Source organism: Streptomyces sp. NPDC003379, assembly GCF_053589195.1.
This window is the reverse complement of sequence record NZ_JBSFRK010000004.1, coordinates 69,115-94,001: the sequence shown is the minus strand read 5'-3', so window position 1 is coordinate 94,001 and position 24,887 is coordinate 69,115. Positions and strand designations below refer to the sequence as shown.

23 protein-coding genes are annotated in these 24,887 nt (G+C 70.8%); 7 read left to right on the top strand and 16 right to left on the bottom strand.

Going from position 1 to position 24,887, the window contains the following annotated elements:
- Positions 1-50 precede the first annotated feature (50 nt).
- Positions 51-1,133: a glycoside hydrolase family 43 protein gene (locus ACWDVB_RS05465; RefSeq protein WP_451514186.1), complete on the top strand. Its 1,083-nt coding sequence runs from the start codon at positions 51-53 to the stop codon at positions 1,131-1,133.
- Positions 1,134-1,328: 195 nt separating this feature from the next.
- On the opposite strand, the gene ACWDVB_RS05460 is transcribed toward ACWDVB_RS05465, so the two are convergent.
- The 7 genes from ACWDVB_RS05460 to ACWDVB_RS05430 all read right to left on the bottom strand — a co-directional run bounded on the left by ACWDVB_RS05460 (position 1,329) and on the right by ACWDVB_RS05430 (position 9,702).
- Positions 1,329-2,525, bottom strand: coding sequence for an aldose epimerase family protein (locus tag ACWDVB_RS05460; protein ID WP_451514187.1), 1,197 nt, complete (start codon positions 2,523-2,525; stop codon positions 1,329-1,331).
- Positions 2,526-2,563: 38 nt separating this feature from the next.
- Positions 2,564-3,796: a multiple monosaccharide ABC transporter permease gene (gene mmsB, locus ACWDVB_RS05455; protein ID WP_451514188.1), complete on the bottom strand. Its 1,233-nt coding sequence runs from the start codon at positions 3,794-3,796 to the stop codon at positions 2,564-2,566.
- Positions 3,797-3,804: 8 nt separating this feature from the next.
- The gene (mmsA, locus tag ACWDVB_RS05450) at positions 3,805-5,367 is read right to left on the bottom strand and encodes a multiple monosaccharide ABC transporter ATP-binding protein (protein WP_451514189.1); all 1,563 of its coding nucleotides are present in this window, start codon (positions 5,365-5,367) and stop codon (positions 3,805-3,807) included.
- Positions 5,364-6,473 (bottom strand): multiple monosaccharide ABC transporter substrate-binding protein, encoded by a 1,110-nt coding sequence (gene chvE / locus ACWDVB_RS05445; RefSeq protein ID WP_451514190.1) that lies wholly within the window; start codon positions 6,471-6,473, stop codon positions 5,364-5,366. The genes mmsA and chvE overlap by 4 nt, the downstream gene beginning before the upstream one ends.
- A gap of 3 nt (positions 6,474-6,476) precedes the next feature.
- The gene (locus ACWDVB_RS05440) at positions 6,477-7,445 is read right to left on the bottom strand and encodes a hypothetical protein (RefSeq protein WP_451514191.1); all 969 of its coding nucleotides are present in this window, start codon (positions 7,443-7,445) and stop codon (positions 6,477-6,479) included.
- 80 nt (positions 7,446-7,525) lie between these two features.
- Positions 7,526-8,539: a zinc-dependent alcohol dehydrogenase gene (locus ACWDVB_RS05435; protein ID WP_451514192.1), complete on the bottom strand. Its 1,014-nt coding sequence runs from the start codon at positions 8,537-8,539 to the stop codon at positions 7,526-7,528.
- Entirely contained in the window at positions 8,536-9,702 is a 1,167-nt protein-coding gene (locus ACWDVB_RS05430; protein ID WP_451514193.1) for a mandelate racemase/muconate lactonizing enzyme family protein, read from the bottom strand. The genes ACWDVB_RS05435 and ACWDVB_RS05430 overlap by 4 nt, the downstream gene beginning before the upstream one ends.
- A gap of 207 nt (positions 9,703-9,909) precedes the next feature.
- Here ACWDVB_RS05430 and ACWDVB_RS05425 point away from each other — a divergent pair, with 207 nt between their 5' ends.
- A complete protein-coding gene (locus tag ACWDVB_RS05425; RefSeq protein ID WP_451514194.1) occupies positions 9,910-10,683 on the top strand; it encodes an IclR family transcriptional regulator in 774 nt (257 codons plus the stop codon).
- Entirely contained in the window at positions 10,680-11,540 is an 861-nt protein-coding gene (locus tag ACWDVB_RS05420) for an SMP-30/gluconolactonase/LRE family protein (RefSeq protein ID WP_451514195.1), read from the top strand. Before ACWDVB_RS05425 ends, ACWDVB_RS05420 begins: the two co-directional genes overlap by 4 nt.
- Positions 11,541-11,577: 37 nt before the next feature.
- Here ACWDVB_RS05420 and ACWDVB_RS05415 read toward each other — a convergent pair whose 3' ends face one another.
- From ACWDVB_RS05415 to ACWDVB_RS05390, 6 genes are all read right to left on the bottom strand, one after another.
- Entirely contained in the window at positions 11,578-12,573 is a 996-nt protein-coding gene (locus ACWDVB_RS05415) for an ABC transporter substrate-binding protein (RefSeq protein ID WP_451514196.1), read from the bottom strand.
- 49 nt (positions 12,574-12,622) lie between these two features.
- Complete coding sequence (locus ACWDVB_RS05410; RefSeq protein WP_451514197.1) at positions 12,623-13,396, bottom strand: ABC transporter ATP-binding protein; 774 nt, start codon at positions 13,394-13,396, stop codon at positions 12,623-12,625.
- Position 13,397: 1 nt separating this feature from the next.
- Positions 13,398-14,450, bottom strand: a complete 1,053-nt coding sequence (locus ACWDVB_RS05405) for a FecCD family ABC transporter permease (protein WP_451514278.1) — start codon at positions 14,448-14,450, stop codon at positions 13,398-13,400.
- 41 nt (positions 14,451-14,491) lie between these two features.
- A complete protein-coding gene (locus tag ACWDVB_RS05400) occupies positions 14,492-15,772 on the bottom strand; it encodes an MFS transporter (protein WP_451514198.1) in 1,281 nt (426 codons plus the stop codon).
- Positions 15,769-16,605, bottom strand: a complete 837-nt coding sequence (locus ACWDVB_RS05395) for a Rossmann-like domain-containing protein (protein WP_451514199.1) — start codon at positions 16,603-16,605, stop codon at positions 15,769-15,771. Before ACWDVB_RS05395 ends, ACWDVB_RS05400 begins: the two co-directional genes overlap by 4 nt.
- A 66-nt stretch (positions 16,606-16,671) precedes the next feature.
- Complete coding sequence (locus ACWDVB_RS05390; RefSeq protein WP_451514200.1) at positions 16,672-17,664, bottom strand: pyridoxal-phosphate dependent enzyme; 993 nt, start codon at positions 17,662-17,664, stop codon at positions 16,672-16,674.
- 266 nt (positions 17,665-17,930) lie between these two features.
- Between ACWDVB_RS05390 and ACWDVB_RS05385 the strand changes: the two genes are divergently transcribed.
- On the top strand, positions 17,931-19,007 hold the full coding sequence (locus tag ACWDVB_RS05385) for a GHMP family kinase ATP-binding protein (RefSeq protein WP_451514201.1): 1,077 nt from the start codon (positions 17,931-17,933) through the stop codon (positions 19,005-19,007).
- 17 nt (positions 19,008-19,024) lie between these two features.
- Positions 19,025-19,510, top strand: a complete 486-nt coding sequence (locus tag ACWDVB_RS05380; protein ID WP_451611942.1) for a Fur family transcriptional regulator — start codon at positions 19,025-19,027, stop codon at positions 19,508-19,510.
- On the opposite strand, the gene ACWDVB_RS05375 is transcribed toward ACWDVB_RS05380, so the two are convergent.
- Positions 19,440-21,473: a heavy metal translocating P-type ATPase gene (locus tag ACWDVB_RS05375; RefSeq protein ID WP_451514202.1), complete on the bottom strand. Its 2,034-nt coding sequence runs from the start codon at positions 21,471-21,473 to the stop codon at positions 19,440-19,442. The genes ACWDVB_RS05380 and ACWDVB_RS05375 overlap by 71 nt on opposite strands.
- Positions 21,474-21,651: 178 nt before the next feature.
- Here ACWDVB_RS05375 and ACWDVB_RS05370 point away from each other — a divergent pair, with 178 nt between their 5' ends.
- Positions 21,652-22,023 (top strand): ArsR/SmtB family transcription factor, encoded by a 372-nt coding sequence (locus ACWDVB_RS05370; RefSeq protein WP_451514203.1) that lies wholly within the window; start codon positions 21,652-21,654, stop codon positions 22,021-22,023.
- A gap of 293 nt (positions 22,024-22,316) precedes the next feature.
- Here the strand turns inward: ACWDVB_RS05370 and ACWDVB_RS05365 are convergent, their stop codons facing one another.
- Positions 22,317-22,565, bottom strand: a complete 249-nt coding sequence (locus ACWDVB_RS05365; protein WP_451514204.1) for an SCO4226 family nickel-binding protein — start codon at positions 22,563-22,565, stop codon at positions 22,317-22,319.
- Positions 22,566-22,699: 134 nt separating this feature from the next.
- A complete protein-coding gene (locus tag ACWDVB_RS05360; protein ID WP_451514205.1) occupies positions 22,700-23,737 on the bottom strand; it encodes a saccharopine dehydrogenase family protein in 1,038 nt (345 codons plus the stop codon).
- A gap of 113 nt (positions 23,738-23,850) precedes the next feature.
- Here ACWDVB_RS05360 and ACWDVB_RS05355 point away from each other — a divergent pair, with 113 nt between their 5' ends.
- On the top strand, positions 23,851-24,864 hold the full coding sequence (locus ACWDVB_RS05355; protein ID WP_451514206.1) for a helix-turn-helix domain-containing protein: 1,014 nt from the start codon (positions 23,851-23,853) through the stop codon (positions 24,862-24,864).
- Positions 24,865-24,887 lie beyond the last annotated feature (23 nt).

The following is a 24,887-nucleotide window of genomic DNA, read 5'->3' as shown; positions in this document are numbered from 1 at the left end:
TGTTGTTCGGTATATCGAACCCATCCCCTGGCCCAGGAAAGGCAGAACACATGAACCACAACGGCGGCGAACTCCCGACCCGCAGACTGCTGTTGAAAGGCTCACTGGCCGTGAGCGCCGCCGCGGCGGGCGCCCTGGGCGCGGCGCAGGGCAGTGCCCACGCCGCCGACCCGGCCGCCGCGCCGCACGCCGCCAAGGCCGCCCGGCTCTCCAACCCCCTCGTTCCCAACCGCGCCGACCCGCACATCCACCGCCACCGCGACGGCCGCTACTACTTCACCGCCACCGCCCCCGAGTACGACCGCATCATCCTGCGCCGCTCCCGCACCCTGCGCGGCATCGCCACCGCCGAGGAAGCCGTCGTCTGGCGGCGGCACACCAGCGGCGACATGGCCGCGCACATCTGGGCACCGGAGATCCACCACATCGACGGCAAGTGGTACATCTACTTCGCCTCGGCGCCCGCCGACGACGTGTGGAAGATCCGCATGTGGGTCCTGGAGAACGCCCACCGCGACCCGTTCAAGGGGGAGTGGGTGGAGAAGGGGCAGATCGCGACGGCCTGGGACACGTTCTCGCTCGACGCCACCACCTTCACGTACGAAGGCTCCCGCTATCTGTCCTGGGCGCAGCACGAGCCCGGCATGGACAACAACACCGCCGTCTTCCTCTCCAGGATGGCCGATCCCTGGACGCTGACGGGACCTCAAGTGCGGCTCACTACACCCGAGTACGACTGGGAGTGCGTCGGCTTCAAGGTGAACGAGGGTGCCTCGTTCCTCCAGCGCAACGGCCGCGTCTTCATGACGTACTCCGCGAGCGCCACCGACGCCAACTACTGCATGGGGCTGCTCACCGCCCGAGCGGGCAGTGACCTGATGGACCCCGGGTCCTGGACCAAGTCGCCCCGACCGGTCTTCACCAGCAACGACAGGACCAAGCAGTACGGCCCCGGCCACAACTCCTTCACCGTCGCCGAGGACGGCCGCACCGACGTCCTCGTCTACCACGCCCGCCAGTACAAGGACATCGTCGGCGACCCCCTGCACGACCCGAACCGCCACACGCGCGTCCAGCGCCTGGGCTGGAAGACGGACGGAACCCCGGACTTCGGCGTCCCCGTCGCGGACTGAGCGACCGGCCCGGTGAGACAGGACCGGCTACGGCTCACCCCTCGCGTCCCATCGCGTGGAGGAGCCGCAGCCGATCCTGCTCGGTCACGTCAGTCCTCACCCCTTCCGTCCGCGGCCCGTAAGTAGGGGTGGCTGCCATGTGGTTGACCGGTTGACGTACGTTCCACTCGGTGCACGGCGTGGGATCTCCCCCGCTCAGCGCGCCGAGAAGGTGTGTACCGTGCTCGACCGGTACGTCTCGCCGGGGCGCAGCACCGTCGAGGGGAACGACGGCTGGTTCGGGGAGTCGGGGAAGTGCTGGGTCTCCAGGCAGAGGCCGTCGCCCTGGCGGTAGATGCGGCCGGAGGGGCCGGTCAGGGTGCCGTCCAGGAAGTTCCCGGAGTAGAACTGCACACCCGGCTCGGTCGTCGCGATCTTCATCATGCGGCCCGACTCCGGGTCCCGCAGCGTCGCGAAGTGCTCGGCACGGTCCGTGCCGCCCTTGTCGAGCACCCAGTTGTGGTCGTACCCCTTGGCGGTCACCAGCTGGGGGTGCGCGGCGCGGATGTCCTCGCCGACCGTCTTCGCCCGCCGGAAGTCGAAGGGCGTACCGGCCACCTTCGCCAGCTCGCCCGTGGGGATCAGACCGGCGTCGGTCGGGGTGAACCGGCTTGCGGCGAGGGTCAGTTCGTGGTCGTAGATGCCGCCGCTGCCCTCGCCCGCGAGGTTGTAGTACGTGTGGTTGGTGAGGTTCACGACGGTCGCCTTGTCCGTCCGCGCCGCGTAGTCGATCCGCCAGTCGCCGCGCGCGGTCAGCGTGTACGTCACCTTTACGCGCAGCGTCCCCGGATAGCCCATCTCGCCGTCGGCGCTCACATACCGCAGCACCAGTCCGATCCCGGTCGAGTCGGTGAACGGCTCCACGTCCCACACCCGCGTGTTGAAGCCCTTGGCGCCGCCGTGCAGGCTGTTCTCCCCGTCGTTGACGGACAGCTGGTGCGCCGTGCCGTCCAGGGTGAAGCGGCCGCGGGCGATCCGGTTGCCGTAGCGGCCGATCAGCGCGCCGAAGAACGTGGTGCCCGCGGCGTACGCCTCGATCGAGTCGTAGCCGAGGGAGACATTGCGGTACGTGCCGTGCCGGTCGGGCAGTTCCAGGGACTGCACGATGCCGCCGTAGGAGAGGACCTTCAGCCGCGTGCCGCCGTTCGCCAGCGACCAGCGGTGGACCTTCGTGCCGTCGGCGAGCTTGCCGAACAGTTCCTTCGTGGGCTTCGCCAACAAGCGTGCGGACGGTGTGGACTGCACTGGCTGCACTGGCTTTCCGCCTTCCGATGCGTACGAGGTGCCGGCGACGGCGGCGGTGAGACCGGCCGCGGCCGCGGTGGCCAGGACAGTGCGTCTGCTCGTTTCCATGTGCGGCTCCAGAGGTGAGAGGTGGGAACAGGGGAGGGTTATCGGCCGACCTTGCGCTTGTTCCATACGTCGAAGCCGACCGCCGCCAGCAGCACCAGACCCTTGATGACCTGCTGGTAATCCGTGCCGATGCCGACCAGTGACATACCGTTGTTGAGGACACCGAGCACCAGGCCGCCGATCACCGCGCCCATCACCGTGCCGACACCGCCGCTCATCGACGCGCCACCGATGAACGAGGCCGCGATCGCCTCCAGCTCGAAGTTGAGACCGGCCTGCGGCGTGCCCGCGTTGAGTCGGGCCGCGTACACGCAGCCCGCGAGCGCCGCGAGGACACCCATGTTGACGAAGACCAGGAACGTGACGCGCTTGTCCTTGACGCCGGAGAGCATCGCGGCGGCCTTGTTGCCGCCGAGCGCGTACACGTGACGGCCCACGACGGCGTTGCGCATCACGTAACCGAGGCCGATGAGCAGCCCGCACATGATCAGCATGACGACCGGCACACCGTGGAAGCTGGCCAGCGTCAGCGTGAACGCCACCACGGCCGCCGTCATCGCCACACACTTGGCCACCCACAGACCGGTCGGCAGGACCTCCAGCTCGAACGCCGACTGCCGCTTGCGGTCCCGCCATTCGCGGATCAGCAGGAAGGCGACCGTGGCCAGACCGATGAGCAGCGTGGGGTTGTGGTACTGCGTGTACGGGCCCATCTCCGGGATGAAACCCTTGGCGATGTTCTGGAAACCGTCGGGGAAGGGCGCCAGCGACTGGCCCTCCAGGACGATCTGCGTCAGACCGCGGAAGAGCAGCATGCCGGCCAGCGTCACGATGAACGACGGGATACCGACGTACGCGATGAAGAAGCCCTGCCAGGCACCCGCGACCGCGCCGATCAGCAGCGACAGGACCAGGGCGAGCACCCACGGCATGTCGTGTTTGACCATCATCACCGCCGACATGGCGCCGACGAACGCCACCAGGGAGCCGACGGACAGGTCGATGTGGCCCGCGATGATGACGATCATCATGCCGATGGCCAGAATGAGGATGTAGCCGTTCTGCTGGATCAGGTTGGAGACGTTGTTCGGCAGCAGCAGCGTGCCGTCGGTCCAGATCTGGAACAGGACGACGATGAAGGCCAGTGCGATCAGCATGCCGTACTGGCGCATGTTGGAGCGCATGCTGTCGATAAGCAGCGCACCGGCCGACCGCACGGCGGGCGGCGGCGCGGAGGACGAGTCCCGCGGGGGAGTGGTCGTGGTGGTCATGGCGGCCCTCAGCTCTTGCTTCTGGTCTTGGTCATATGGCGCATCAGCACTTCCTGGGTGGCCTCCGCGCGCGTGACCTCACCGGTCAGGCGGCCCTCGGCCATCGTGTAGATCCGGTCGCACATCCCGAGCAGCTCCGGCAGCTCGGAGGAGATGAACAGGACCGCCTTGCCCTGCGCCGCGAGCTTGTCGATCACGGTGTAGATCTCGTACTTGGCGCCCACGTCGATGCCGCGCGTCGGCTCGTCGAGGATCAGCACCTCGGGGTCGGCGTGGATCCACTTGCTCAGGACGACCTTCTGCTGGTTGCCGCCGGAGAGCCGGCCCACCTGCTCGAACACCGTGGGCGTCTTGATGTTCATCGACTTGCGGTACCGCTCGGAGACCTGGCGCTCGTGGTGCTCGTCGACGACACCGCGCCGCCGCATGCCCGGCAGCGACGCCAGGGAGATGTTGCGGTTGATGTTGTCGATGAGGTTCAGGCCGTAGCGCTTGCGGTCCTCGGTGACGTACGCGATTCCGGCGTCGACCGCCGCCGGAACCGTCTTGGTGACCACCGGGCGGCCGTTCACCGCCACCGTCCCCGCGACGTACTGCCCGTACGAACGCCCGAAAACGGACATCGCCAGCTCGGTACGGCCCGCGCCCATCAGACCCGCGATGCCGACGATCTCACCGCGCCGCACCGTCAACGACACGTCGTCGACGACCGTCCGCTGATGGTCGACCGGATGCCGCACCGTCCAGCCCGCCACCGACAGCGCCAACTCGCCCGCGTCCGCGCCCTCGTACGGCGTACGGTCCGGGAAGCGGTGATCGAGGTCGCGGCCGACCATGCCCCGGATGATCCGGTCCTCCGACAGCTCCGCGTCGTGCGCGGGCGTCTCGCGCACCGCGAGCGACTCGATGGTCCGCCCGTCGCGCAGGATCGTCACGGCGTCGGTGATCTGCCGGATCTCGTTGAGCTTGTGCGAGATGATGATGCTCGCGATGCCCTGCTCACGCAGCTCCACGATCAGGTCGAGCAGCTTCGCGCTGTCGTCGTCGTTGAGCGCGGCCGTCGGCTCGTCGAGGATCAGCAGCTTCACCTCCTTCGACAGCGCCTTCGCGATCTCCACCAGCTGCTGCTTGCCGACACCGATGTCCGACACCGGTGTCTGCGGCTTCTCCCGCAGCCCCACCCTCTTGAGCAGGGCGCTCGCCCTGCGCAGGGTGTCGTTCCAGTCGATGAAGCCGCGCTTCGCCTGCTCGTTGCCGAGGAAAATGTTCTCGGCGATCGACAAGTACGGGACGAGCGCCAGCTCCTGATGGATGATCACAATGCCGTGGCGCTCGCTGGCCCGGATGTCCTTGAAGGCCATCGGCTCGCCCTCGAAGAGGATCTCGCCGTCGTAACCGCCGTGCGGGTACACGCCGCTGAGCACCTTCATCAGCGTCGACTTGCCGGCGCCGTTCTCACCGCAGATCGCGTGGATCTCCCCCCGCCGCACGGTCAGATCAACACCGGAGAGCGCCTTGACGCCGGGGAACGTCTTGGTGATCCCGCGCATCTCCAGAATGGGCGCGCTCACTTGAGCTTCCCCGCCGTGAAGTACCCCTCGTCCACGAGGAGTTCGGTATTGGACTTGTCGACGCTCACCGGCTTCAGGAGGAAGGACGGCACGGTCTTCTCACCGTTGTTGTAGTCCGTCGTGTTGTTGACCTGGACCTTCTTGCCCGTCAGGACCGCGTCGCCCATCTTCACCGTCTGCGCGGCCAGCTTCCGCGTGTCCTTGAAGACCGTCTGCGTCTGCTCACCCCGGATGATCGACTTCACCGACGCCAGCTCGGCGTCCTGCCCGGTGATGACCGGCAGCGGCTCGCTCTTCGTCCCGTAACCCGCGCTCTTCAGCGCGGAGATGATGCCGATGGAAATGCCGTCGTACGGGGAGAGCACCGCGTCGACACGCTGGTCGCCGTAACTCTTGCTGATCAGGTCGTCCATGCGCTTCTGCGCCGTACCGCCGTCCCACTTCAGCGTCGTCGCCTGGTTCAGCCTCGTCTGCTTGCTGCGCACCACCAGCTGACCGCTGTCGAAGTACGGCTTCAGCACCTTCATGGCGCCGTTCCAGAAGTACTTCGTGTTGTTGTCGTCCGGGTCACCGGCGAACAGCTCGATGGACCGCGCCTCCCCGGCGTTCTTGTCGGGCTTGCCGAGCTTCAACTTGTCGATCACGTACTGGCCCTGGAGACGCCCCACGCGTTCGTTGTCGAACGACGCGTAGTAGTTGATGTTCTTCGTGCCGAGGATGAGGCGGTCGTACGAGATCACGGGGATGCCCGCGTCATGCGCCCGCTTCAGCACATCCGTGAGCGCGGAGCCGTTGATCGCGGCCACCACGAGCAGCCGGTGCCCCTTCGTGATCATGTTCTCGATCTGGGCGACCTGGTTCTCCACCTTGTCGTCGCCGTACTGCAGGTCGGTCCGGTAACCGGCCTTCTTGAACTGCGTCGCCATGTTCTTGCCGTCGGCTATCCACCGCTCGGACGACTTGGTCGGCATGGCGAGGCCGATCGTGCCGCCCTTGCCGGAATCCGGTTTGTAGCGGCTGCCACCCTTGGCCTCCTGACCGCAGGCGGACAGCGAGACGGCGAGCAGCGCGGCGGTGACGGCGATGCCGAGAGTGCGGGTGCGCATGGGTCAGTCCCCTTCCGGGACGGCGAAGCGGCGCAGCTCGCCCGGCAGCCGCGAACCGAGCGGCGACATGCCGCCGTCCGCGCCGTGCCGGGCCAGCAGATCCAGGGCGAGGCGGCCACGCCTGACCCGTTCCCGGGCCGTGGCGAGGGCATGGTCGCGCACGTGGGCGCCGTAGGGGTAGATGCCGGTGGCCTTGGAAAGGCCGAACTTCACATACAGCGGGGCGCCGCGCCGGATCAGCTCGGCGACCTCGTACATGCGGATGTAGCCGCCGAGGTCGTCGGGTGCCTCGACGTACATGTCCATGGGTGCCCGGCTGACCCGGCGGATCTCCGTGAGGTGGGCGGTGGTCAGATCGGACGGCACATTGAGGGAGTCGGCGCCGAGACGCTCGTACACCGCGTACGAGGCCGGGTTGACCGGCCCTGTCAGGGCGGACAGCTTGAAGGTGGTGTCGGCGGGGAGCACCCCGGTGGCGCGGAGCCTGTGCAGCGTCCACAGCACGCCCTCGTCGGCGACGAGCAGGCACTTCACGCCGAGTTCCGTGGCGCGTACGGCGTCCTCCACGCAGCCCGCGAGCGCGTCGTGGCCGCGGGCGCGCAGACCGGCGCCTCCGGAGTCGGTGCGGGTGGAGCCGCCGATGTCCCAGGTGCCGCGCGGCCCGGTGAACAGACAGAGCTCGATGTCGCGCTCGGCGCACGAGTCCACCATCTCGGTGATCTCGTCATCACCGAGCATCCACACGCCGCTGCCCTGACTGATGCGGTGGACGGGCACGTCCAGGCGGGCGCTCTCCTTCAGGACCACGGCGAGGGCCTCGGGCCCCTCGACGGAGGGGATCTCGGTGCGCCAGGTGCCGCCGTCGGGGAACGTGTGCGGGGAGGCGTCGGCCGGATCGACGGTGGGCACGGGATGCCCGATGCGGGCGAGGGCGTCGGCGCCGGGGCGCCGGGGGGCTGACGGGGCGGTCACGGTACTCCAATGTTCGATATGCCGAACGGAGTTCGGCAATTGAGGCAGGTGAGGGAAAGTGCCCCATAAGGGGCAGGCACTCAAGGCCGCAGAAGCACCTTCCCCGTCTTCGGGTCACCCCCGCCGACCAGGGCGACCGCCTCCCCGAAGCACTCCAGCGAGAACTCATGAGTGATCAGCGGCGCCGGATCGAGAAGCCCGAGCCCGAACGCCCGCACGGCGTCCGACCACGCGGAGGACGGCGCCCCGAAGACGGAGCGCACCTCCAGCTGGCTGAGGGACAGATGCACCGGATCGATGCCGACGGCCCCCGCCGTGAACATGCCGGTGAGCACGGCCCGCCCGCCCCTGCGGGCGAGCAGACAGGACGAGGCGGCGGTGGTCGCCGCGCCCGCCGTCTCCACGACCAGGTCGAAGGAACCGTTGACGGACTCCGCGTCGGCGGGGGAGAGGGCCGCGGTCGCCCCGAAGTCCAGCGCCAGCTGCCCGCGCGCCGCGCGGGGGTCGACGACGGCCAGCTCCGCGGGGTTCGACGCGGCCAGCAACTGCACCGCGAGCAGCCCGAGGGTGCCCGCGCCGACCACCGCGACCCGTTCACCGGGCCGGGGGCGGCCGGTCCGCACCGCCGCCGCGATCACCGCGGACGGCTCCAGCAGCGCGGCGGCCCGCAGATCCGCGTCGTCCGCCAAGAGGTGCAACAGGCGGGCGGGCACCGTCAGATGGTCGGCGAAGGCCCCCGGCTCGGTGAACCCGGTCTCGGCGTAGCCGCCGGTGCACAGGCTGGTCTCCCCGCACCGGCACCGTTCGCAGACACCGCACGCCCGGAACCCCTCGGCGACGGTCCTGCGGCCGACGAGCGCGGGGTCGACGCCCTCGCCGACCGCCGCCACGGTCCCGGACCACTCGTGGCCCGGCGTCACGGGGTAGCGGACGTACGCGGCGTCGCGATGACCGTCGTACACCTCCCGGTCGCTCATGCAGATCCCCGCGGCGGCCACCTGGATGAGGACCTCGCCGGGCCCCGGCACCGGGATGTCGCCGGTGACCAGCCGGTGCTCGCCCGGCCGGTCGACGACGATCGCGCGGCTGCTCAACTCCCGGCCCCGCCCGGCGAGCGCTTCTCCCAGCCGTCGGCCCACAGGTCGAACCGGGCCTGCTGCTGGGGGAACTCGGCGGCGGCGTCGGTGTCGAGCTCCACGCCGAGGCCCGGCTCGTGCGACAGCTCGAAGCAGCCCGTCTCCGGGTCGACCTGCGGGGCGCCCTTGATGACCTTCTTGATGTCGGCGTCCGCGAAGTCGTTGAAGTGCTCCAGGATCTTGAAGTTCGGGGCGGTGAAGCCGACCTGGAGCGAGGCGGCGGTCAGCACCGGGCCGCCGACGTTGTGCGGGGCGACCAGCATGTAGTGCGTCTCGGCGGTGGCGGCGAGCTTGCGGGTCTCCCAGATGCCGCCGATGTGGCCGACGTCGGGCTGGATGATGTCCACGGCCTGGCTCTCGAACAGCTCCCGGAACTCGATCCGGTCGTGGATGCGCTCACCGGTCGCCACCGGCATGTCGACCTTCGCGGCGACCTTCTCCAGGGCCTTGAGGTTCTCCGGCGGGACCGGCTCCTCCAGCCAGGCGGGCCGGAACGGCGCGAGGTCGCGGGCGAGGCGGATCGCCGTGGCGGGCGAGAACCGGCCGTGCATCTCCAGCATCAGCTCGGCGTCGGGCCCGATGGCGTCCCGTACGGCCTCGATCAACGACACCGCGTACAGGCTCTGCTCGTGGTCGAGTTCGTAGTGGCCGGTCCCGAACGGGTCGATCTTCAGGGCGCGGTAGCCGCGCTCCATGACGCCCTGGGCCGCCTTGTGGTACGCCTCCGGGGTGCGCTCGGTGGTGTACCAGCCGTTCGCGTACGCCTTGACGCGGTCGGTGACCTTGCCGCCGAGCAGCTGCCAGACGGGGACGCCGAGGGCCTTGCCCTTGATGTCCCAGCAGGCCATCTCGATGACCGCGATGCCCGACATCACGATCTCGCCGGCGCGGCCGTAGTCGCCGTACTTCATCCTGCGGACGAGGTCCTCGACCGCGAACGGATCGGACCCCGCGATGTGATTGGCCTCCGCCTCGCGGAGATAGCCGATGAGCGCGTCGGTGTGCCCGAGCATGCGCGTCTCACCGATGCCGGTCAGGCCCTCGTCGGTGTGCACCTGGACGTAGGTGAGGTTACGCCAGGGCGTTCCGACCACATGCGTGCTGATTCCCGTGATGCGCAAGGCAGTTGTCCCTTGACTTGTTCGGTATTTCGTCACACGTTCGAAATGCTGGCGTGACGTTATTCATCCTGGCCGGAAGGTGTCAATGGTTCGCGCGAAACGGTCTTGAGTCGTCCTGCCATTGCGTCGCGAACGGCGCCATGCCTAACCTGTGTTCGTCATATCGATCAGCGGCCGAGGTTTCGGACGCGCAGGGTGGGAGGCCTCATGGGACGACTGGTTCCCGCGGTGACCAGGTCGCTGGACATACTCGAACTCTTCCTGGAAGGGGACGGGACGTTCTCCGCGCCCGAGGTGACGCGCAGGCTCCAGCTGCCGCGCACCACCGTGCACGAGCTGCTCACCACCCTGGCGGCCCGTTCGTACCTCGTACAGATCCCCGACCAGCCGGGCCGCTACCGCCTCGGCGTGCGCACCTACCAGCTCGGCAGCCGCTACGCCGAGCAGCTGGACCTCGCGGCCGAAGGGCAGCAGGTGGCGCGCGAGGTCGCCGAGACCTGCGACGAGACCGTCCACGTCGCCATCCTTGAGGACACCGACGTCATCTACATCGCCAAGGTGGACTCCACCCACGCCGTGCGCATGGTCTCCGCGGCGGGCCGCCGGCTCCCGGCGCACTGCACGTCGGTCGGCAAGATGCTGCTCGCCTCGCTGCCGCAGCCGGAACTCGAAGCCCGTCTGAACGGCCGTGAGTTCGCCGCGATGACGCCCGACAGCATCACCGACCCGGACGAGCTGCTCACCGCGCTCACCGCGGTCCGCGAGCGGGGCGTCGCGGTCGAGCACCGCGAGTCCAACCCGGATGTCAGCTGCGTGGCCGCGCCGGTGCGGGACAGCGCGGGCCGGGTCGTCGCGGCGCTCTCCATCTCCGTGCCGATGATCCGCTGGAGCGAGGAGCGCGAGAGCGAGCTGGCCGAGCTGGCCGCCAAGGGCGCCGGAGACCTGTCGGTCCGCCTCGGCCACCGGGGCGGCGCGCGATGAGGGCCGCGTACGAAGTGGCGGTGCGCGAGCAGGCGCTGCTCGGCGAGGGCCCCACCTGGGACGCGGCCACCGAGCGCCTCGTCTGGGTCGACATCCTCGCCTCGCGCGTCCATACGTACGCTCCCGGCGACGGCCGCCGCACGGTCATGGCCACCGAACAGCACGTCGGCGCGGCGAAGCCCCGCGCGGACGGCGGCCTGGTCGTCAACCTCCGCGACGGCATCGGCCTGTACGGCCCCGGCGGTACGCCCTTCTCGTGGCTGGTGCGCGATCCCGTGCCCGGCCGGCGCGGCAACGACGCGGCCGTCGCGCCCGACGGCGCCCTCTGGGCGGGCACCATGCGCTACGACGAGGCACCGGGCGGCGGCGGCCTCACCCGCGTCGCCGCCGACGGCACCGTCACCGGACAGTCGGGACCGCTCGGCGACGTGGCCGTCAGCAACGGCACGGGCTGGAGCCCCGACGGGCGGCTCATGTACTACGTGGACAGCCCCACGCGGCGCGTCGACGTCCTCGACTTCGACGGACGCCGCGCACACCACCGGCGCCCGTTCGCGGTGGTCGAGGACGGTGCGGGCGACCCCGACGGGCTCACCGTCGACGCGGACGGCTGCGTCTGGGTCGCCCTCTGGAACGGCGGAGCCGTCCGCCGGTACACCCCCGACGGACGGCTCGACCTGACCGTCGACCTCCCGGTGCCCCGCCCCACCGCCTGCGTCTTCGGCGGCCCGGGCCTGCGCGACCTCTACATCACCACGGCCGCCGTCGGCCAGGAGCGTCCGCATCCGCTGGCGGGGTCGGTGCTCGTGCTGCCGGACGCGGGCCGCGGGCTGCCGGGCACGGCCTTCGCGGGTTGAGCCGCACGGAAACGGCGATGGCCAGCGGCGGCGATGGTCAGCGCTTCAGCTCCCGCAGGTACTTCCCGAACTTCTCCAGGCCGTCGATGTTGCGCGGCCCGCTGATGCCCTCGTTGTAGTCGAGGACGAAGAAGTTGTTCTTCTTCACCGCGGGCAGCTCCTTGGTGTGAGGGGACTTCTTCAGGAACTCGATCTTCTTCTTCGCGGGCTGGTCGCCGTAGTCGAAGATGATGACGACCTCGGGCTCGGCCTTGGTGACGGCCTCCCAGTTGACCTGGGTCCAGCGCTCGTCGAGCCCGTCGAAGACGTTCCTGCCGCCCGCGGTCTTGATGATGTCGTTCGGCGGGACCTGGCTGCCCGCCGTGAAGGGCTGGTCGGTCCCGGAGTCGTAGAGGAAGACCGGCACGGGATCACCCTTGGGCGCCTTCCCCTTCACCGCCGCCACCCGCTTCTTCAGGTCCCCGACGACCTGATCGGCCTTCTTCTCGACGCGGAAGATCTTCCCGAGCCGCTCCAGATCGCTGTAGAGGGCGTTGAACGGCGTCACCTTCTGCGGGAAACCGGGGTAGTTGAAGCAGCTCTCCGTGTGCATGAAGCTCTGGACGCCGAGCTTGTCGAGGATCTTCGGGGTGATGCCGCGCTGGTCGCTGAAGCCGGAGTTCCAGCCCGCGACGACGAAGTCGGACTTCGCCTGGACGACGATCTCCTTGTTGAGCAGGTCGTCGCTGAGCATCTTCACCTCGGCGTACTCCGACGCCCAGGGGGACTCGCTCACCGGCGGGTTGGCGGGCGGCATCACGTACCCGTGGACGTGCTCGGTCAGGCCGAGGCTGAACAGCTTGTCGGCGCTGCCGCCCTCGTAGGCGACCGCGCGCTGGGGCACCTTGTAGGAGACGGACTCGCCGCATCTCTTGACGGTGACCTTCTCGGACGCCTTCGCGTCGCCGTCCGATTCGACCTCGGCGCCGCAGCCGCTCAGCAGCAGCGTGGCCGCGAGCGCGGACCCCAGGGCGATGGACCGGGTGTGGGACATGGGGATGTGGTGCCTTTCAGAGGTGTTCCGGCAGGGCGGAGGGACAGGGTCAGAGGGAGGGGTGCAGCGCGTAGAGCAGCTGGGGATCGCCGGTGAGCGGATGCGGGACGACGGTCGCCTTCACACCGAACACATCGGCCACGAGCCCTTCGGTGAGTACGTCCTCGGGGGTCCCCGAAGCCACCAGGCGCCCCTGGGAGAGCACACCGATCCGGTCGCAGGCGGCGGCCGCGAGGTTCAGGTCGTGCAGGACGACGAGGACCGTGAGCCCGGCGGCCCGCAGATGGGAGAGCATCTCGATCTGGTGGCGTACGTCGAGGTGGTTGGTCGGCTCGTCGAGCACCAGGATCTTCGGTTCCTGGACGAGGGCGCGGGCGAGCAGGACGCGCTGGCGCTCCCCGCCGGACAGGGTGAGGACGCCCCGCTGGGCGAGGTGACGGATGTCGAGCCGCTCCATGGCCCACTCGCACAGCTCCCGTTCGCGTCCGCTGAGCGCCTGGTTGCCCCGCTGGTGGGGCGCCCGGCCGAGCGCGACGACCTCCTCGACGGTGAAGTCGAGGTCGACGGCGCCGTCCTGCGTCATGGCGGCGACGAGCTGCGCGCTCCGGCGCATCGGCAGACGTGAGATGTCGTCGCCGCCGACGCGGACGGTGCCGGCGGCCGGGCGCAGCGCGCGGTAGACGCAGCGCAGCGCGGTCGACTTGCCGCTGCCGTTCGGACCGACGAGGCCGACGACCTCGCCGCTGCCCACGTCGAGCGACAGCTCCCGTACGAGGCTCTTGCCGTCGATGTCGACGCCGAGCCCCTCGATTCGCAAGTCCATCTCAACGGCCCCCGAACACATAGCCCTTGCGGCGCATCAGCGCGATGAACACCGGCACCCCGACGAGTGCGGTGATGACACCCAGCGGCAGTTCGCGCGGCGCGACCACCGTGCGGGACAGCAGATCGACCCAGACCATGAAGACCGCGCCGACGAGCGGGGCGACGGCGAGGACCCGGGCGTGCCCGGCGCCGACCACCATGCGCACCAGGTGCGGCATGACGAGCCCCACGAAGCTGATGGCGCCGCTCACCGCGACCATCACGCCGGTGATCAGCGAGACGAGCACGAGCAGGGACCTGCGGTGCCGGTCGGGGTTGAAGCCGAGGCTCGCCGCGGTCTCGTCGCCGAGCGCGAGGACGTCCAGGGCCCGGCCGTGGCGGTGGAGCACGGCGAGGCCGAGCAGGACGACCGCGGCGGCGACGGGCAGCGACCCCCAACTGGCCGCGCCGAAGCTGCCCATGGTCCAGTACAGGACCATGCTGGTCGCCTCGCTGTCCGGCGCGAAGTAGATGATCACGCTCATGACGGCCTGGAAGCCCAGCGACATGGCGACGCCCGTCAGGACGAGCCGCAGCGGCGAGAGCACACCCCGGCTCGACGAGGCGACGTACACGAGGAACGAGGCGACGAGCGCGCCGATGAACGCCCCCGCCGACACGGCGTAGACGCCGAGGGCGGCGAGCCCGCCGGTGACCGTCACGCCGACCGCGCCCACCGACGCCCCCGAGGAGACGCCGAGGACGAACGGGTCGGCGAGCGCGTTGCGCACCATCGCCTGGATGGCGACGCCGACCGCGCTCAGCCCGGCCCCCACCAGCGCGGCGAGCAGCACGCGCGGCGTCCGGATCTGCCAGATGATCTGGTACGTCGTCGTCTCGTCGGCGCCGATCCGCCCACCGGTGAGCGCCGCCCACAGATAGCGGGCGGTCTCGGCGGGCGTCACGAAGGCGGCGCCGAGCCCGATGGCGACGACGACGGAGACGAGAAGGACGAGGAAGAGCGCGACGCAGGTCACGACGAGGGCCCTGGGCGAGGCGAGCCGCTCCCGCACGGTGGCCCGTGCCGGTGCGGGAGCCGCCTCCACGACGGTGCTCACGGGGTCTCGGCCTCCGTCTCCTCGTCGTCGCCCCGGTGCGCGCGCGGCACCAGGACGGCCGCGGCGAGCGCCGCGACGACCAGGGCGCCGAAGACGACGGCGGTGCCGGGGTAGCCGGCGAGGCCGAGGCCCGCGCCGCCGAGCGCCGCGCCGGCGAACACGCCGAGGCTCTGTCCCGCCGCGTTCAGGCTCAGCGCCGAGCCGCGCAGCGTCGTGCCGCAGCGCCGCACGATGAGGCTGACCACGCACGCGGCGACGATCGCGTGGCTCGCCGCGTGCAGCGCCGTCATGGCGAGGGCGAGCGGCAGCCAGTGCGTGAAGTAGAAGCCCACGACGGAGACGAGGGCCGCGACCAGGCCGAATACGAGCATCCGCTCCGTGGTGACGCGCGGCGCCGCGGAGTTGGTGACACGGCCGGTGAGCAGATTGCTGACGAAGAACGCCGCGCCGCTCAGCGTCCATACGAACGCGAAGAGCCCGGCGTCGAGGTCGAACCGCTCCTCGTAAAAGGCCGCGAGATACGACAGGTAGCCCATGAAAACGGCGGTGCGCAGAAACCCGATGAGCAGCAGCGGCACCACGCCGCGCACCGCCGCCAGGGCCTTGAACGAGGCGAGGTAGCCGAGGCGCCGCTCGGCGGGAGTGTCGACCGGGGACGCCTCCCGCTGCCTCCTGCGCCGGGCCACGAAGACCGCCGCGAGCAGCAGCGACACCACCGTCACGCCGAACAGGTCGCCCTGCCAGCCCCAGAACAGCGCGGGCAGCGCGATGACGGGCGCCGCGAGCATGGCGGTCATCGACTGGGTGGCGGTGACCAGGGTCGCCGCGCGGCCCGCGGCCTTGCCGGTGCCGAAGCGGTCGGCGGCGGCAGCCGTCAGCGCCGGGTTGAGGACGGCCGTACTCGCGCCGATGAGCAGGCAGAACACGGCGAGCAGCACGAAGTCGCCGCTGGCGCCGAGCGCCGCCGAGAGGCCGAGCGCGGCGAGCGCGCCCGCCACCGCCCACTCCCTGGGCACCCGGTCGATCAGTGGGGCGAGCGCGGTGCCCACGAGGAGGGCGGCGAGCCCGCCGAGTCCGCGCAGGCCGCCCATCGCGGCGACGCCGCTGCCCGCCTCGTCGGCGATCGGTACGAGGTAGGTGCTGAAGACGGTGAACGGGAGCAGGCCGACCGCGGAGGCGAGCAGGACCGGCCACAGGGTGCGGGCCATGCGCAGATCGCCCGGTACCGGCTCCTCGGCCTTGTCCGCCGCGGGGCCCTTGACGGCGTCGACGCTCACGCGGCCGCTCCGTTCGGGAGGGCGGCGCGGTAGCGGTACATCGGCGTGGCGTCTGCGCTGAACTGGGAGAACGTGAACGGCTCCGCGTTCAGCCCGGTGACCCCCGCGCCGAGGAAGGCACGGGCGACGGCGCTGCCGCTCTGGGCGTACACGGTCAGCGGCACCTGGTGTTCGACGCAGTGCTGGAGGATCAGGTCGAAGGTGCCGTTGCTGAGCGTCATCCCGGTGGCGACCACCGCGTCCGCCTGCGCGAGCACCTCGGTCATGTCGTCGCTGACCGGCTCGCCCCACGCGGTCGTACGCAGATTCAGATCGCAGGGCAGACAGACGCCGCCCCGCTCCCGTATCGCGGCGACGAGCGGATTGACCACGCCGATCAGGGCGACCTTGGCGCCGGGCGCGATGTCGAGGAGCCCGGCGACGGCGGCGTCGCGGGCCTCGGCGCGGACCTCCGGAGTGCCGGTGGGCAGCATGACGCGCTCGGCGTCGTCGGCGTCGCGGTGCGGGCGCACCCGCGACAGGTACGCGTCGAGGGCGGCGGTGCGCACCGGCGTGCACTCGTCGCGCAGGAGCTTGTCCAGGGAGTGGCCGGAGGCGTTCTCACAGAACTCCGGGGCGAGTTCGCCCGCTTCGAAGGAGCAGGCGCCGAAGGAGTCGCCGACGCGCAGCAGCAGGTAGTGGTTGTGGTACGTGACGTCGCCGCCGGCCAGCCGAGTGGTGTTGTAGAGCCAGAACGCGCTGGTGACGCTCAGCTCGGCGGGGTCGGGGCCGTGGGCGCCCGCGAGGACGGCCTCGGTCAGCTCGGCGACGGTGTGGGGTATGGGGTGCGGCATGTGTGTTTCTCTCTGGGATCGCCGGGCGGTTCGGGGGGTGATTGAGGAAGTGGTTCAGCGGGTGGTTCAGGAGGTGACGGGGGGCCAGGCCGTCGTGGACCAGGGGTGCTTGAGCTCGTCGAGCGAGGTGATCTCGTGCGGCTTCAACGTGTCGATGTCCAGGGCCTGTTGGTGCCGTGCGTAGGCGCTTTCGACATAGCGGTGGCCGGTGTCGGCCGCGATGAAGACGTACGTACGGGAGTCGTCCCTGCGCCGCTCCCACAGCGCGCTCAGATACGAGGCGCCCGCCGAGAGCCCGGCGAAGATGCCGCTGGTGCGCAGCAGGGAGACCGCTCCGGAGACGGCGCTGTCGAAGTTGACCCAGTGCACGCGGTCGTACAGCTCGTGCCGGACGTTCTGGAACGCGATGGCGCTGCCGATCCCGGCGATGATCATGTCCGGGTCCGCGACGTGCTCGGAGCCGAAGGTGACGCTGCCGAAGGGCTGTACGCCGATGAGCGTCACGTCCCGCCCGGCCTCGCGCAGATACGTGGCGACGGCCCCCGTGGAGGCCCCCGACCCCACGCCGCCGACCAGCGCGAGGGGCCCGGCGGGGAGGTCCTCGTCGATCGACTCGGCGACCTCGCGGTAGCCGTGGTAGTGGATGGCGTCGTGGTACTGCCGCATCCAGTGGTACGAGGGGTTGTCGGCCAGGATCTCGGCGATGCGGCGCACCCTCAACTCCTGGTCGAGGCGCAGGTTCTTGGAGGGTGCGACCTGCTCCAGGGTGGCGCCGAGTATCTCCAGCTGTACGCGCGTGGAGCGGTCCACGGTGGTGGAGCCGACGATGTGGCACTTCATTCCGTAGCGGTGACAGGCGAGTGCGAGGGCCTGGGCGTAGATGCCGCTGGAGCTGTCGATGAGGGTGTCGCCGGGTTCGACGGCACCGGTTTCGAGGAGGTGGCGGACGGCTCCGAGAGCCGAGTAGATCTTCATGGTCTCGAACCGGAGGCAGGCCAGATCCGGTTCGAGGGATATGAGATCGGGTCTCTTCACGGCTTCGGCGATATGTGGGTGCATGGCGGAGATCCCCCCGTAGGGACGTCGGAGCGGAAGACGCCGAGAGCATCACACTAGATGAAAATGATTGTCAAGACCGGGTAAGGTCGCCACACTGGTCCTTACTGGTCCGTGAGGGGCGGCGGTGCCGTTGTGTGCCCCGCCGTGTCGAGAGGAGTCGCGTGAAGCTGTCCCAGGAGGCCGGAGCGGGGGCTCGCCTGCCGAGGCGGGGCCCGTCCCCGGGAGGAAGGCCGGGAGCGGGGGTGGGCACGGGAGCCGGTGTGGGCATGGGAACCGGGGTGGGGACGGCCTTCGGCACCTTCGGCGAGCTGCTCCAGGGAGTGCTGCCGGAGGAGGACGGGGACTTCCTGGTGACGCTGCCCGTCGCACGCTGGACCATGGCGACCTTCCGGCAGGAGTCCGACTCGGGAGAGCTGGAGGTCTGGCCGCCGCGCAAGACGAAAGCGCTCCGACTCACCCGAATGATCGCGGAGTTGGCGCCTCGCGGGGCGCGGTCGGCGCGCGGCGGGGTGCTCACCGTCAGCAGCGTGATCCCCGAGGGCAAGGGGCTCGCCAGCTCCTCCGCCGACCTCGTCGCCACGGCGCGGGCGGTCGGCCGGGCCCTCGGCGTCGCCATGCCGCCCGCCCGGATCGAACGGCTCCTGTCCCGCATCGAACCCACCGACGGCGTGCTCTACCCCGCGATCGTCGCCTTCCACCACCGCAGCGTGCGGCTCCGCGCGGTCCTCGGGTCGCTGCCCGCCATGGCCGTGGTCGGCGTCGACGAAGGCGGCTCGGTCGACACGGTGGACTTCAACCGCATCCCCAAGCCGTTCACCCCGGCCGACCGGCGCGCCTACGCCGACCTCCTCGGCCGGCTCACCGAGGGCGTACGCGCCCGTGACCTCGCGGAGGTGGGCCGCATCGCGACGCGCAGCGCCCTGATGAACCAACGCCTGCGCCACAAGGGGCTGTTGGAGCCGATGCGGGCGATCTGCCGCGATGTCGGCGGCCTGGGCGTGGCCGTCGGACACAGCGGTACGACCCTGGGCATCCTGCTCGACGCCACGGACCCCGCGTACACGCGCCGCGTAACGGCAGCGGCCCAGGCATGCGGGGAGCTCGCGGGCGGCGTAACGGTCTACAGAACCCTCAGCTTCGGCAGCGCCCCCCGCGCGAAACCGGCCCTGCCGACGGGGCCCGCCCCGTTCCCGACACCTGGCCTACCCACGGCCCCCGGCTTGCCGAGGGCACCTGCCCTGCCGACGCCATCCGCCCCATTCTCGGTGTCCACCCCGGCCGTGACGTACGCCCCGCTCCGGGCGGCCGCCCCGCCCCCGGCGGCGGGCGAGGCGTTGCCGTGAGTGGCGGGGCGCGTCGCGTGCGTGTGGGCGGGGGTGTGGGCGTGGTGACTGAGGAGGTGGGGCGTGGGGATTCGGGGGTCGGGGCGCGTAGGACTCCCCAGCGTGTCGCCGTGCTGGAAGCACTCGCGCGGTGCCGGGAGTTCGTTTCCGCGCAGGAGTTGCACGGGCTGCTCGTCGGGGCCGGCAGCGCGGTCGGGCTCACCACCGTCTACCGCGCGCTGCGGGACCTCGACCGCGCCGGTCTCGTCGACGTCGTACGCGATGAGACCGGCGAGCGGCTCTATCTGCGGCGGCCCACCGACGAGCACCGGCACTACCTCATCTGCCGCCGCTGCGGCCGCAGCCAGCCGGTCGACGCGCGGGACGTCGAGGCGTGGGCCGAGCGCCTCGGCGAGACGACCGGCTTCGCCGAACTGGAGCACACCCTCGAACTCAGCGGCGTGTGCCGCCCGTGCCGCCCTCCTGTCGCCACGCCGAACGGCGCAGCAGGCGTAGGCCGTTGAGGCCGACCAGGACCGTGGACCCCTCGTGGCCCGCGACGCCGAGCGGCAGCGGCAGATGCCCCGCCAGATCCCAGACCACCAGGGCGCCGATGCACACGGAGGCGATGACCAGGTTCTGCACCACCACGCGCCGGGCCCGCCGGGAGAGCGCCACGACCGCGGGAACGGTGGCGAGTTCGTCCCGCACGACCACGGCGTCGGCGGTCTCCAGGGTCAGGTCGGAACCGGTCCGCCCCATGGCGATGCCGCTGTGCGCGGCGGCCAGCGCGGGCGCGTCGTTCACGCCGTCCCCGACGACGAGGACCCGCTCACCCCGCCCCTCCCACTCCCGTACGGCCGCCACCTTGTCCTGCGGAAGAAGCCCGGCCCGCACCTCCTCGATCCCGGTCTCCTCCGCCAGGCGTGCGGCGGCGTGCTGCGTGTCGCCGGTCAGCAACACGGGGCTGGAGCCGGTGAGTTCACGCAGGCCCGCGACGGCCTCGGCGGCTCCGGGGCGCGGCAGGTCGGCCAGGCGCAGGAGGGCAGAGGGGACGCCGTCGACCACGACGAGTACGACGGTGCGGGCGTCGTCGTCCGCAGCGGCAGCGGTAGCCGCCGTAGTCGCCTCCCGCGTCATCGCGTCCACCGCCATGACCGACGTACAAGAGGAGTCGCCGTCGAGGAGCCGGTCCGGGCTGCCGACCTGGATCTCGCGGCCCGCGACGACCGCGCGGACCCCGCGTCCCGGAGCGGCGACGAAGTCCCGCGCGCTCTCCAGGGGCAGCCCACGCTCGCGGGCGGCGGCGACCACGGCGCGCGCCAGCGGATGTTCGCTCGGGTGCTCGGCGGCCGCGGCCAGACACAGCACCTCGTCCTCGGTGAGGTCCGTGCCCGGCAGCGTCCGGATCTCCGTGACACGCGGCGCGCCCTCGGTCAGCGTCCCCGTCTTGTCCAGGGCGACCTTGGTCACCGCCCCGAGCCGCTCCATCACGACCGCGGACTTGACGAGCACGCCGTGGCGCCCGGCGTTGGCGATCGCGGAGAGCAGCGGCGGCATGGTGGCGAGCACCACCGCGCAGGGCGACGCCACGATCATGAAGGTCATGGCCCGCAGCAGCGTCTCCGTGAACGCGGCGCCGAGCGCGAGCGGAACGGCGAACAGCGCGAGGGTGGCCACCACCACGCCCACCGAGTACCGCTGCTCGACCTTCTCGATGAAGAGCTGCGTGGGCGCCTTGGTCTCGCTCGCCTCCTCCACCATGGCGACGATGCGGGCGATGACGGAGTCGGACGGGTCACGGCCGACGCGGACGCGCAACGCGCCCGTGCCGTTGAGGGTGCCCGCGTACACCTCGTCGCCCATGTCCTTGGCCATCGGCAGAGGCTCACCGGTGATGGTCGCCTGGTCGACGTCGCTGCTGCCGTCCAGCACGGTGCCGTCGGCGGGCAGCCGTTCACCGGGTCGTACGAGGACGGTGTCGCCGATCCTCAGTGAGTCCGCCGACACCCTCTCCTCGCCGCCCTCCGCAGTGAGCAGGAGTGCCATCGCAGGTGCCAGGTCCAGCAGACCGCGCACGGAGTCGGCGGTGCGCCGCGTCGCGAGCGCCTCCAGCGCTCCCGAGACGGCGAAGATGACGATGAGCAGGCCGCCGTCGAGGAACTGCCCGATGGCCGCCGCGCCGAGAGCCGCGACCACCATCAGCAGATCGACGTCCAGGCTCCGCTCCCGCAGCGCCTGAAGCCCCGCCACGGTCGGCTCCCAGCCGCCGGCCGCGTAACAGAGGGCGTAGAGCGGCCCCCACGCCCAGGCGGGCGCCCCGGCGAGGTCGAGCGGGAACGCGAGCAGGAACGCGGCCGTGGCCAGCGCCGCCCAGCGCACCTCGGGCAGGGCGAGCAGCCGCGTACGGCGCGCACGCGCGGGAGCGGCGGGGGAGCCGGGGGAGGGGGCCGGGGCCGGCCGGTCGCCCACCAGAGCGGAAGACATCGGAGCACACCTCGTGGTCAGGGGTCATCGAGAGCCGTCGGGCACGCGTCAAGCCGTCCGGCACGTCAAGCCGTCGGCACCGTCACACACGCCTTCACACGCGCTGGAGAAGCGGCGCAGCCCACCATAGCGGAATACATGAAGAGGTCTTCAAGTGTGCGCCGAGTAGGATTGCCGCATGGGACACGGAGTCGACAGCGAGATCACACCTGCGACGCACCTCGACGCGGACTCCGCCGCCGCGATCGCCGCCACCCTGCAGGCGCTCGCCACCCCGTCCCGGCTGATGATCCTCACCAAGCTGCGCCAGGGACCGTGCGGCGTCGGCGCGCTCGCCGAGGCGGTCGGCATGGAACAGTCGGCGGTCTCCCACCAGTTGCGCCTGCTGCGCGCCCTCGGCCTGGTCACCGGCTCACGGCAGGGCCGCCGCATCGTCTACAGCCTCTACGACAACCACGTGGCCCAGCTCCTGGACGAGGCCGTCTACCACATCGAGCACCTGCGCCTCGGCGCCCGCGAGCTGCCCGCGGCACGGGACGAACTCGACTGAGCCGGTACGCCCTGAAAAGAGGTCAGGCAGGTGGGCCAGGACCGCCTACCTCAACGGTGTACGCCGACCCCTGACAGCCCCGGCGCCAGCTCCGGCCGCAGCACCAGGTCGCAGGCGCTCACGCAGAGCCTCCGCGGCGCGCGCGTGGCCGACTTCCGTGAGCGGAAACAGCACCTCTTCAGCCAGTACGCGGTCGAACCAGCGCCCATGCCGCCCCCACGGCAACGAGTGGCCAGAAGGTCATGACCTGAAAGGATCCGGCCACTCCCACGGTGTTGCTCACAGGGTGCTGCTCACACGGTCAGGGGGACCTCGTGGACCTCGTCGGCCCGGTGGCCGGCACGCTCATGGATGCGTTGGACCGCGTCCGCCGAGGGCGCCTCGGAGAGGCAGTAGACCGTGCCGGACTGCGGGTCCGCCCAGGCTTTCTCGAAGTGGACGCCTTCTTCCTTCTCGATGGCGAGGTCGGCCTGGTGGGCCTGTTTCAGCTGGTCGGCCGTAATGCCCTGCATCCCGTGGTGGACGTCCATGAACTGGGACATGGCGTCGCACCTCCTTCCGGCATACCCGTTCGTTCGTTCCGGCTCCGCTATCTCCATCGTGCGCCCGTACGGCCTTGAGGGCGACTGTGTGCCTGGGCTGCGAACCGGGCAGGCCGTGGCTCTGACGACGGCTGTTACGGGCGCGGTTCCAGGGTGATGTGCGGGGACAGCGCCCTCAGGAAGTCGGGCGCGTCGAAGAGCTTGCCGGCGGAGGCGACGCCGACCGTCCTGGTCCGCCCGGTGAGGATGCGGTCGACCGCTTCCACCGCGAGCGGCGCGGTGACGGCGTAGATGTCCTGGCCGCTTGCCACGGCGCGCCGCTCGGTGTCCCCGGAGCGTACGACGACGTCGACGAGGAAGGTCTGCGCGGACCGCCCCTGCTCGTCGACCGCGGAGGGGGCCGGCGTGTCCGGGGCCGCGACGCCGCCGGCCGCCTCGGCCGTCATGTACGTGCGCACTTCGGGGATGGACAGATGGCTCGGGACGGTGACGACGTCGGCCATCGTGAACTCGCCGATGACGGCCCTCGGGCCCATGGGTTCGGGGAAGGGCCACTTCAGGGTGGGCAGTTCGTCGTTGTGGTACTCCAGCCGCCCGTCGGCGAAGCGGACGCGGCGGCCGCCACGCCGCTCGACGGAGATCCTGCCCGCGGCGCGCGTTCCCTCGGTGGGCTCCCAGCTGTTCAGGCCGTACGCGATGTGCGCCTCGTCGGCCTTGTCCCAGTCGCCCATGGCGGCGGTGACCAGCAGGTCGCCGAGACCGCCGTAGAAGGCCATCGCGGGGACGATCACCGTGCCCGCGGCACGGGCGCGGTCCGCGAACCGCGCGAAGGTGTCGGCGTTGGCCTCGATCTCGGCCGCCACATCGACGTACGGGATCCCGGCGCGCAGGGCCGCCTCGATCACGGGGGCGGCCGTCGTGGCGAAGGGCCCCGCGCAGTTGATGACGGATGCCGCCCCGGCCAGCGCGTGGTCGAGCGAGACCGGATCGTCGACCGACGCGGGGCGGACGTCGAGTCCGGCCCCCGGGTGTTCGTCCGCCAGTGCCCGCAGCTTGTGGGCGTCGCGCCCCGAGAGGACCGGGACGAATCCGCGCTCTCGCAGATGTGCCACCACGAACCGGCCGGTGTGCCCGTATGCGCCGTACACCGTCACTGTCTGCCCCGTTGCCATGACTTCTCCCCTGTGTCCTGTGCGGTTCCGCGCTCGACTGATGGGGACAGCCTGTCGTGGTTGAACCGTCAACTGTGAGCGTCTGGAACGACATGCCTCATACACTTTCGGACATGGCAACTGTCGCGCTCGCCGTCACCCACGGGATGCTGCACTTCGAACTGTCCATCGCCCACGAGGTCTTCGGCTCCGCCCCGGCCGCCGTCACCGTCCCCTGGTACGACCTCACCGTCTGCGGGCCGGACACCGTGCCCTTCGGCCGGTTCCGCCTGGAGCCCGACCACGGCCTCGACCACCTCCGGTACGCCGACACCGTGATCGTTCCCGGCTGGGCCGACATCGACGTGGAGCCGCCCGCCGAACTGGTCGACGCGGTACGCGCGGCTCACGCCGCGGGCGCCCGCGTGGCCTCCTTGTGCACCGGCGCGTTCGTACTGGCCGCCGCCGGGCTGCTGGACGGAGGGCGCGCCACCACGCACTGGGCGCACACCGACGTCCTGGCCGCCCGCCACCCCGAGGTGGAGGTCGACCCCGGCGTCCTCTACGTGGACAACGGCAGCGTGCTCACCTCCGCCGGCAAGGCCGCCGCACTGGACCTGTGCCTGCACCTCGTCCGCCTCGACCATGGCTCATCGATCGCCAACACCGTCGCGCGCCGCCTGGTGGTCCCCCCGCACCGGTCCGGCGGTCAGGCCCAGTTCGTCACCGCCCCGGTGCCCGCGCAGGACGACCACCCGCTCACTGCCCTGTTCCCCTGGGTCATCGAACGGCTCGACCAGCCACTGACCGTGGAGGACCTGGCGCGCCGGGCCCGGATGAGCTCGCGCCACCTGGGCCGCCAGTTCCGCGCGACGACCGGCACCACGCCCCTGCAGTGGCTGCTGGCCCAGAGGATCCGCCTCGCCCAGGAGCTGCTGGAGAAGTCCGACGACAGCGTCGACACCATTGCGGCCGCCACCGGCATGGGCACCGCCACCACGCTGCGACGGCACTTCAATCGCACGCTCGGCGTGCCCCCGGACAGCTACCGGCGTACGTTCCGCTCGCGGGCCCACCACTCATCCGCCATTCCTGGGCCCGTTCGGGGCTCCGCTCCCAGAATTCCGCCAGGGCCGCGTCGGCCGTGAGCGGTGGTCGGATGCCCAGGTAC

Coding starts and splice junctions, on each gene's coding strand:
- ACWDVB_RS05465 (WP_451514186.1), top strand. CDS start 51: ATGAACCACAACGGCGGCGAACTCCCGACCCGCAGACTGCTGTTGAAA.
- ACWDVB_RS05460 (WP_451514187.1), bottom strand. CDS start 2,525: ATGGAAACGAGCAGACGCACTGTCCTGGCCACCGCGGCCGCGGCCGGT.
- mmsB (WP_451514188.1), bottom strand. CDS start 3,796: ATGACCACCACGACCACTCCCCCGCGGGACTCGTCCTCCGCGCCGCCG.
- chvE (WP_451514190.1), bottom strand. CDS start 6,473: ATGCGCACCCGCACTCTCGGCATCGCCGTCACCGCCGCGCTGCTCGCC.
- ACWDVB_RS05425 (WP_451514194.1), top strand. CDS start 9,910: ATGGGACGACTGGTTCCCGCGGTGACCAGGTCGCTGGACATACTCGAA.
- ACWDVB_RS05420 (WP_451514195.1), top strand. CDS start 10,680: ATGAGGGCCGCGTACGAAGTGGCGGTGCGCGAGCAGGCGCTGCTCGGC.
- ACWDVB_RS05415 (WP_451514196.1), bottom strand. CDS start 12,573: ATGTCCCACACCCGGTCCATCGCCCTGGGGTCCGCGCTCGCGGCCACG.
- ACWDVB_RS05410 (WP_451514197.1), bottom strand. CDS start 13,396: ATGGACTTGCGAATCGAGGGGCTCGGCGTCGACATCGACGGCAAGAGC.
- ACWDVB_RS05395 (WP_451514199.1), bottom strand. CDS start 16,605: ATGCCGCACCCCATACCCCACACCGTCGCCGAGCTGACCGAGGCCGTC.
- ACWDVB_RS05390 (WP_451514200.1), bottom strand. CDS start 17,664: ATGCACCCACATATCGCCGAAGCCGTGAAGAGACCCGATCTCATATCC.
- ACWDVB_RS05385 (WP_451514201.1), top strand. CDS start 17,931: ATGGGAACCGGGGTGGGGACGGCCTTCGGCACCTTCGGCGAGCTGCTC.
- ACWDVB_RS05375 (WP_451514202.1), bottom strand. CDS start 21,473: ATGTCTTCCGCTCTGGTGGGCGACCGGCCGGCCCCGGCCCCCTCCCCC.
- ACWDVB_RS05370 (WP_451514203.1), top strand. CDS start 21,652: ATGGGACACGGAGTCGACAGCGAGATCACACCTGCGACGCACCTCGAC.
- ACWDVB_RS05365 (WP_451514204.1), bottom strand. CDS start 22,565: ATGTCCCAGTTCATGGACGTCCACCACGGGATGCAGGGCATTACGGCC.
- ACWDVB_RS05360 (WP_451514205.1), bottom strand. CDS start 23,737: ATGGCAACGGGGCAGACAGTGACGGTGTACGGCGCATACGGGCACACC.
- ACWDVB_RS05355 (WP_451514206.1), top strand. CDS start 23,851: ATGGCAACTGTCGCGCTCGCCGTCACCCACGGGATGCTGCACTTCGAA.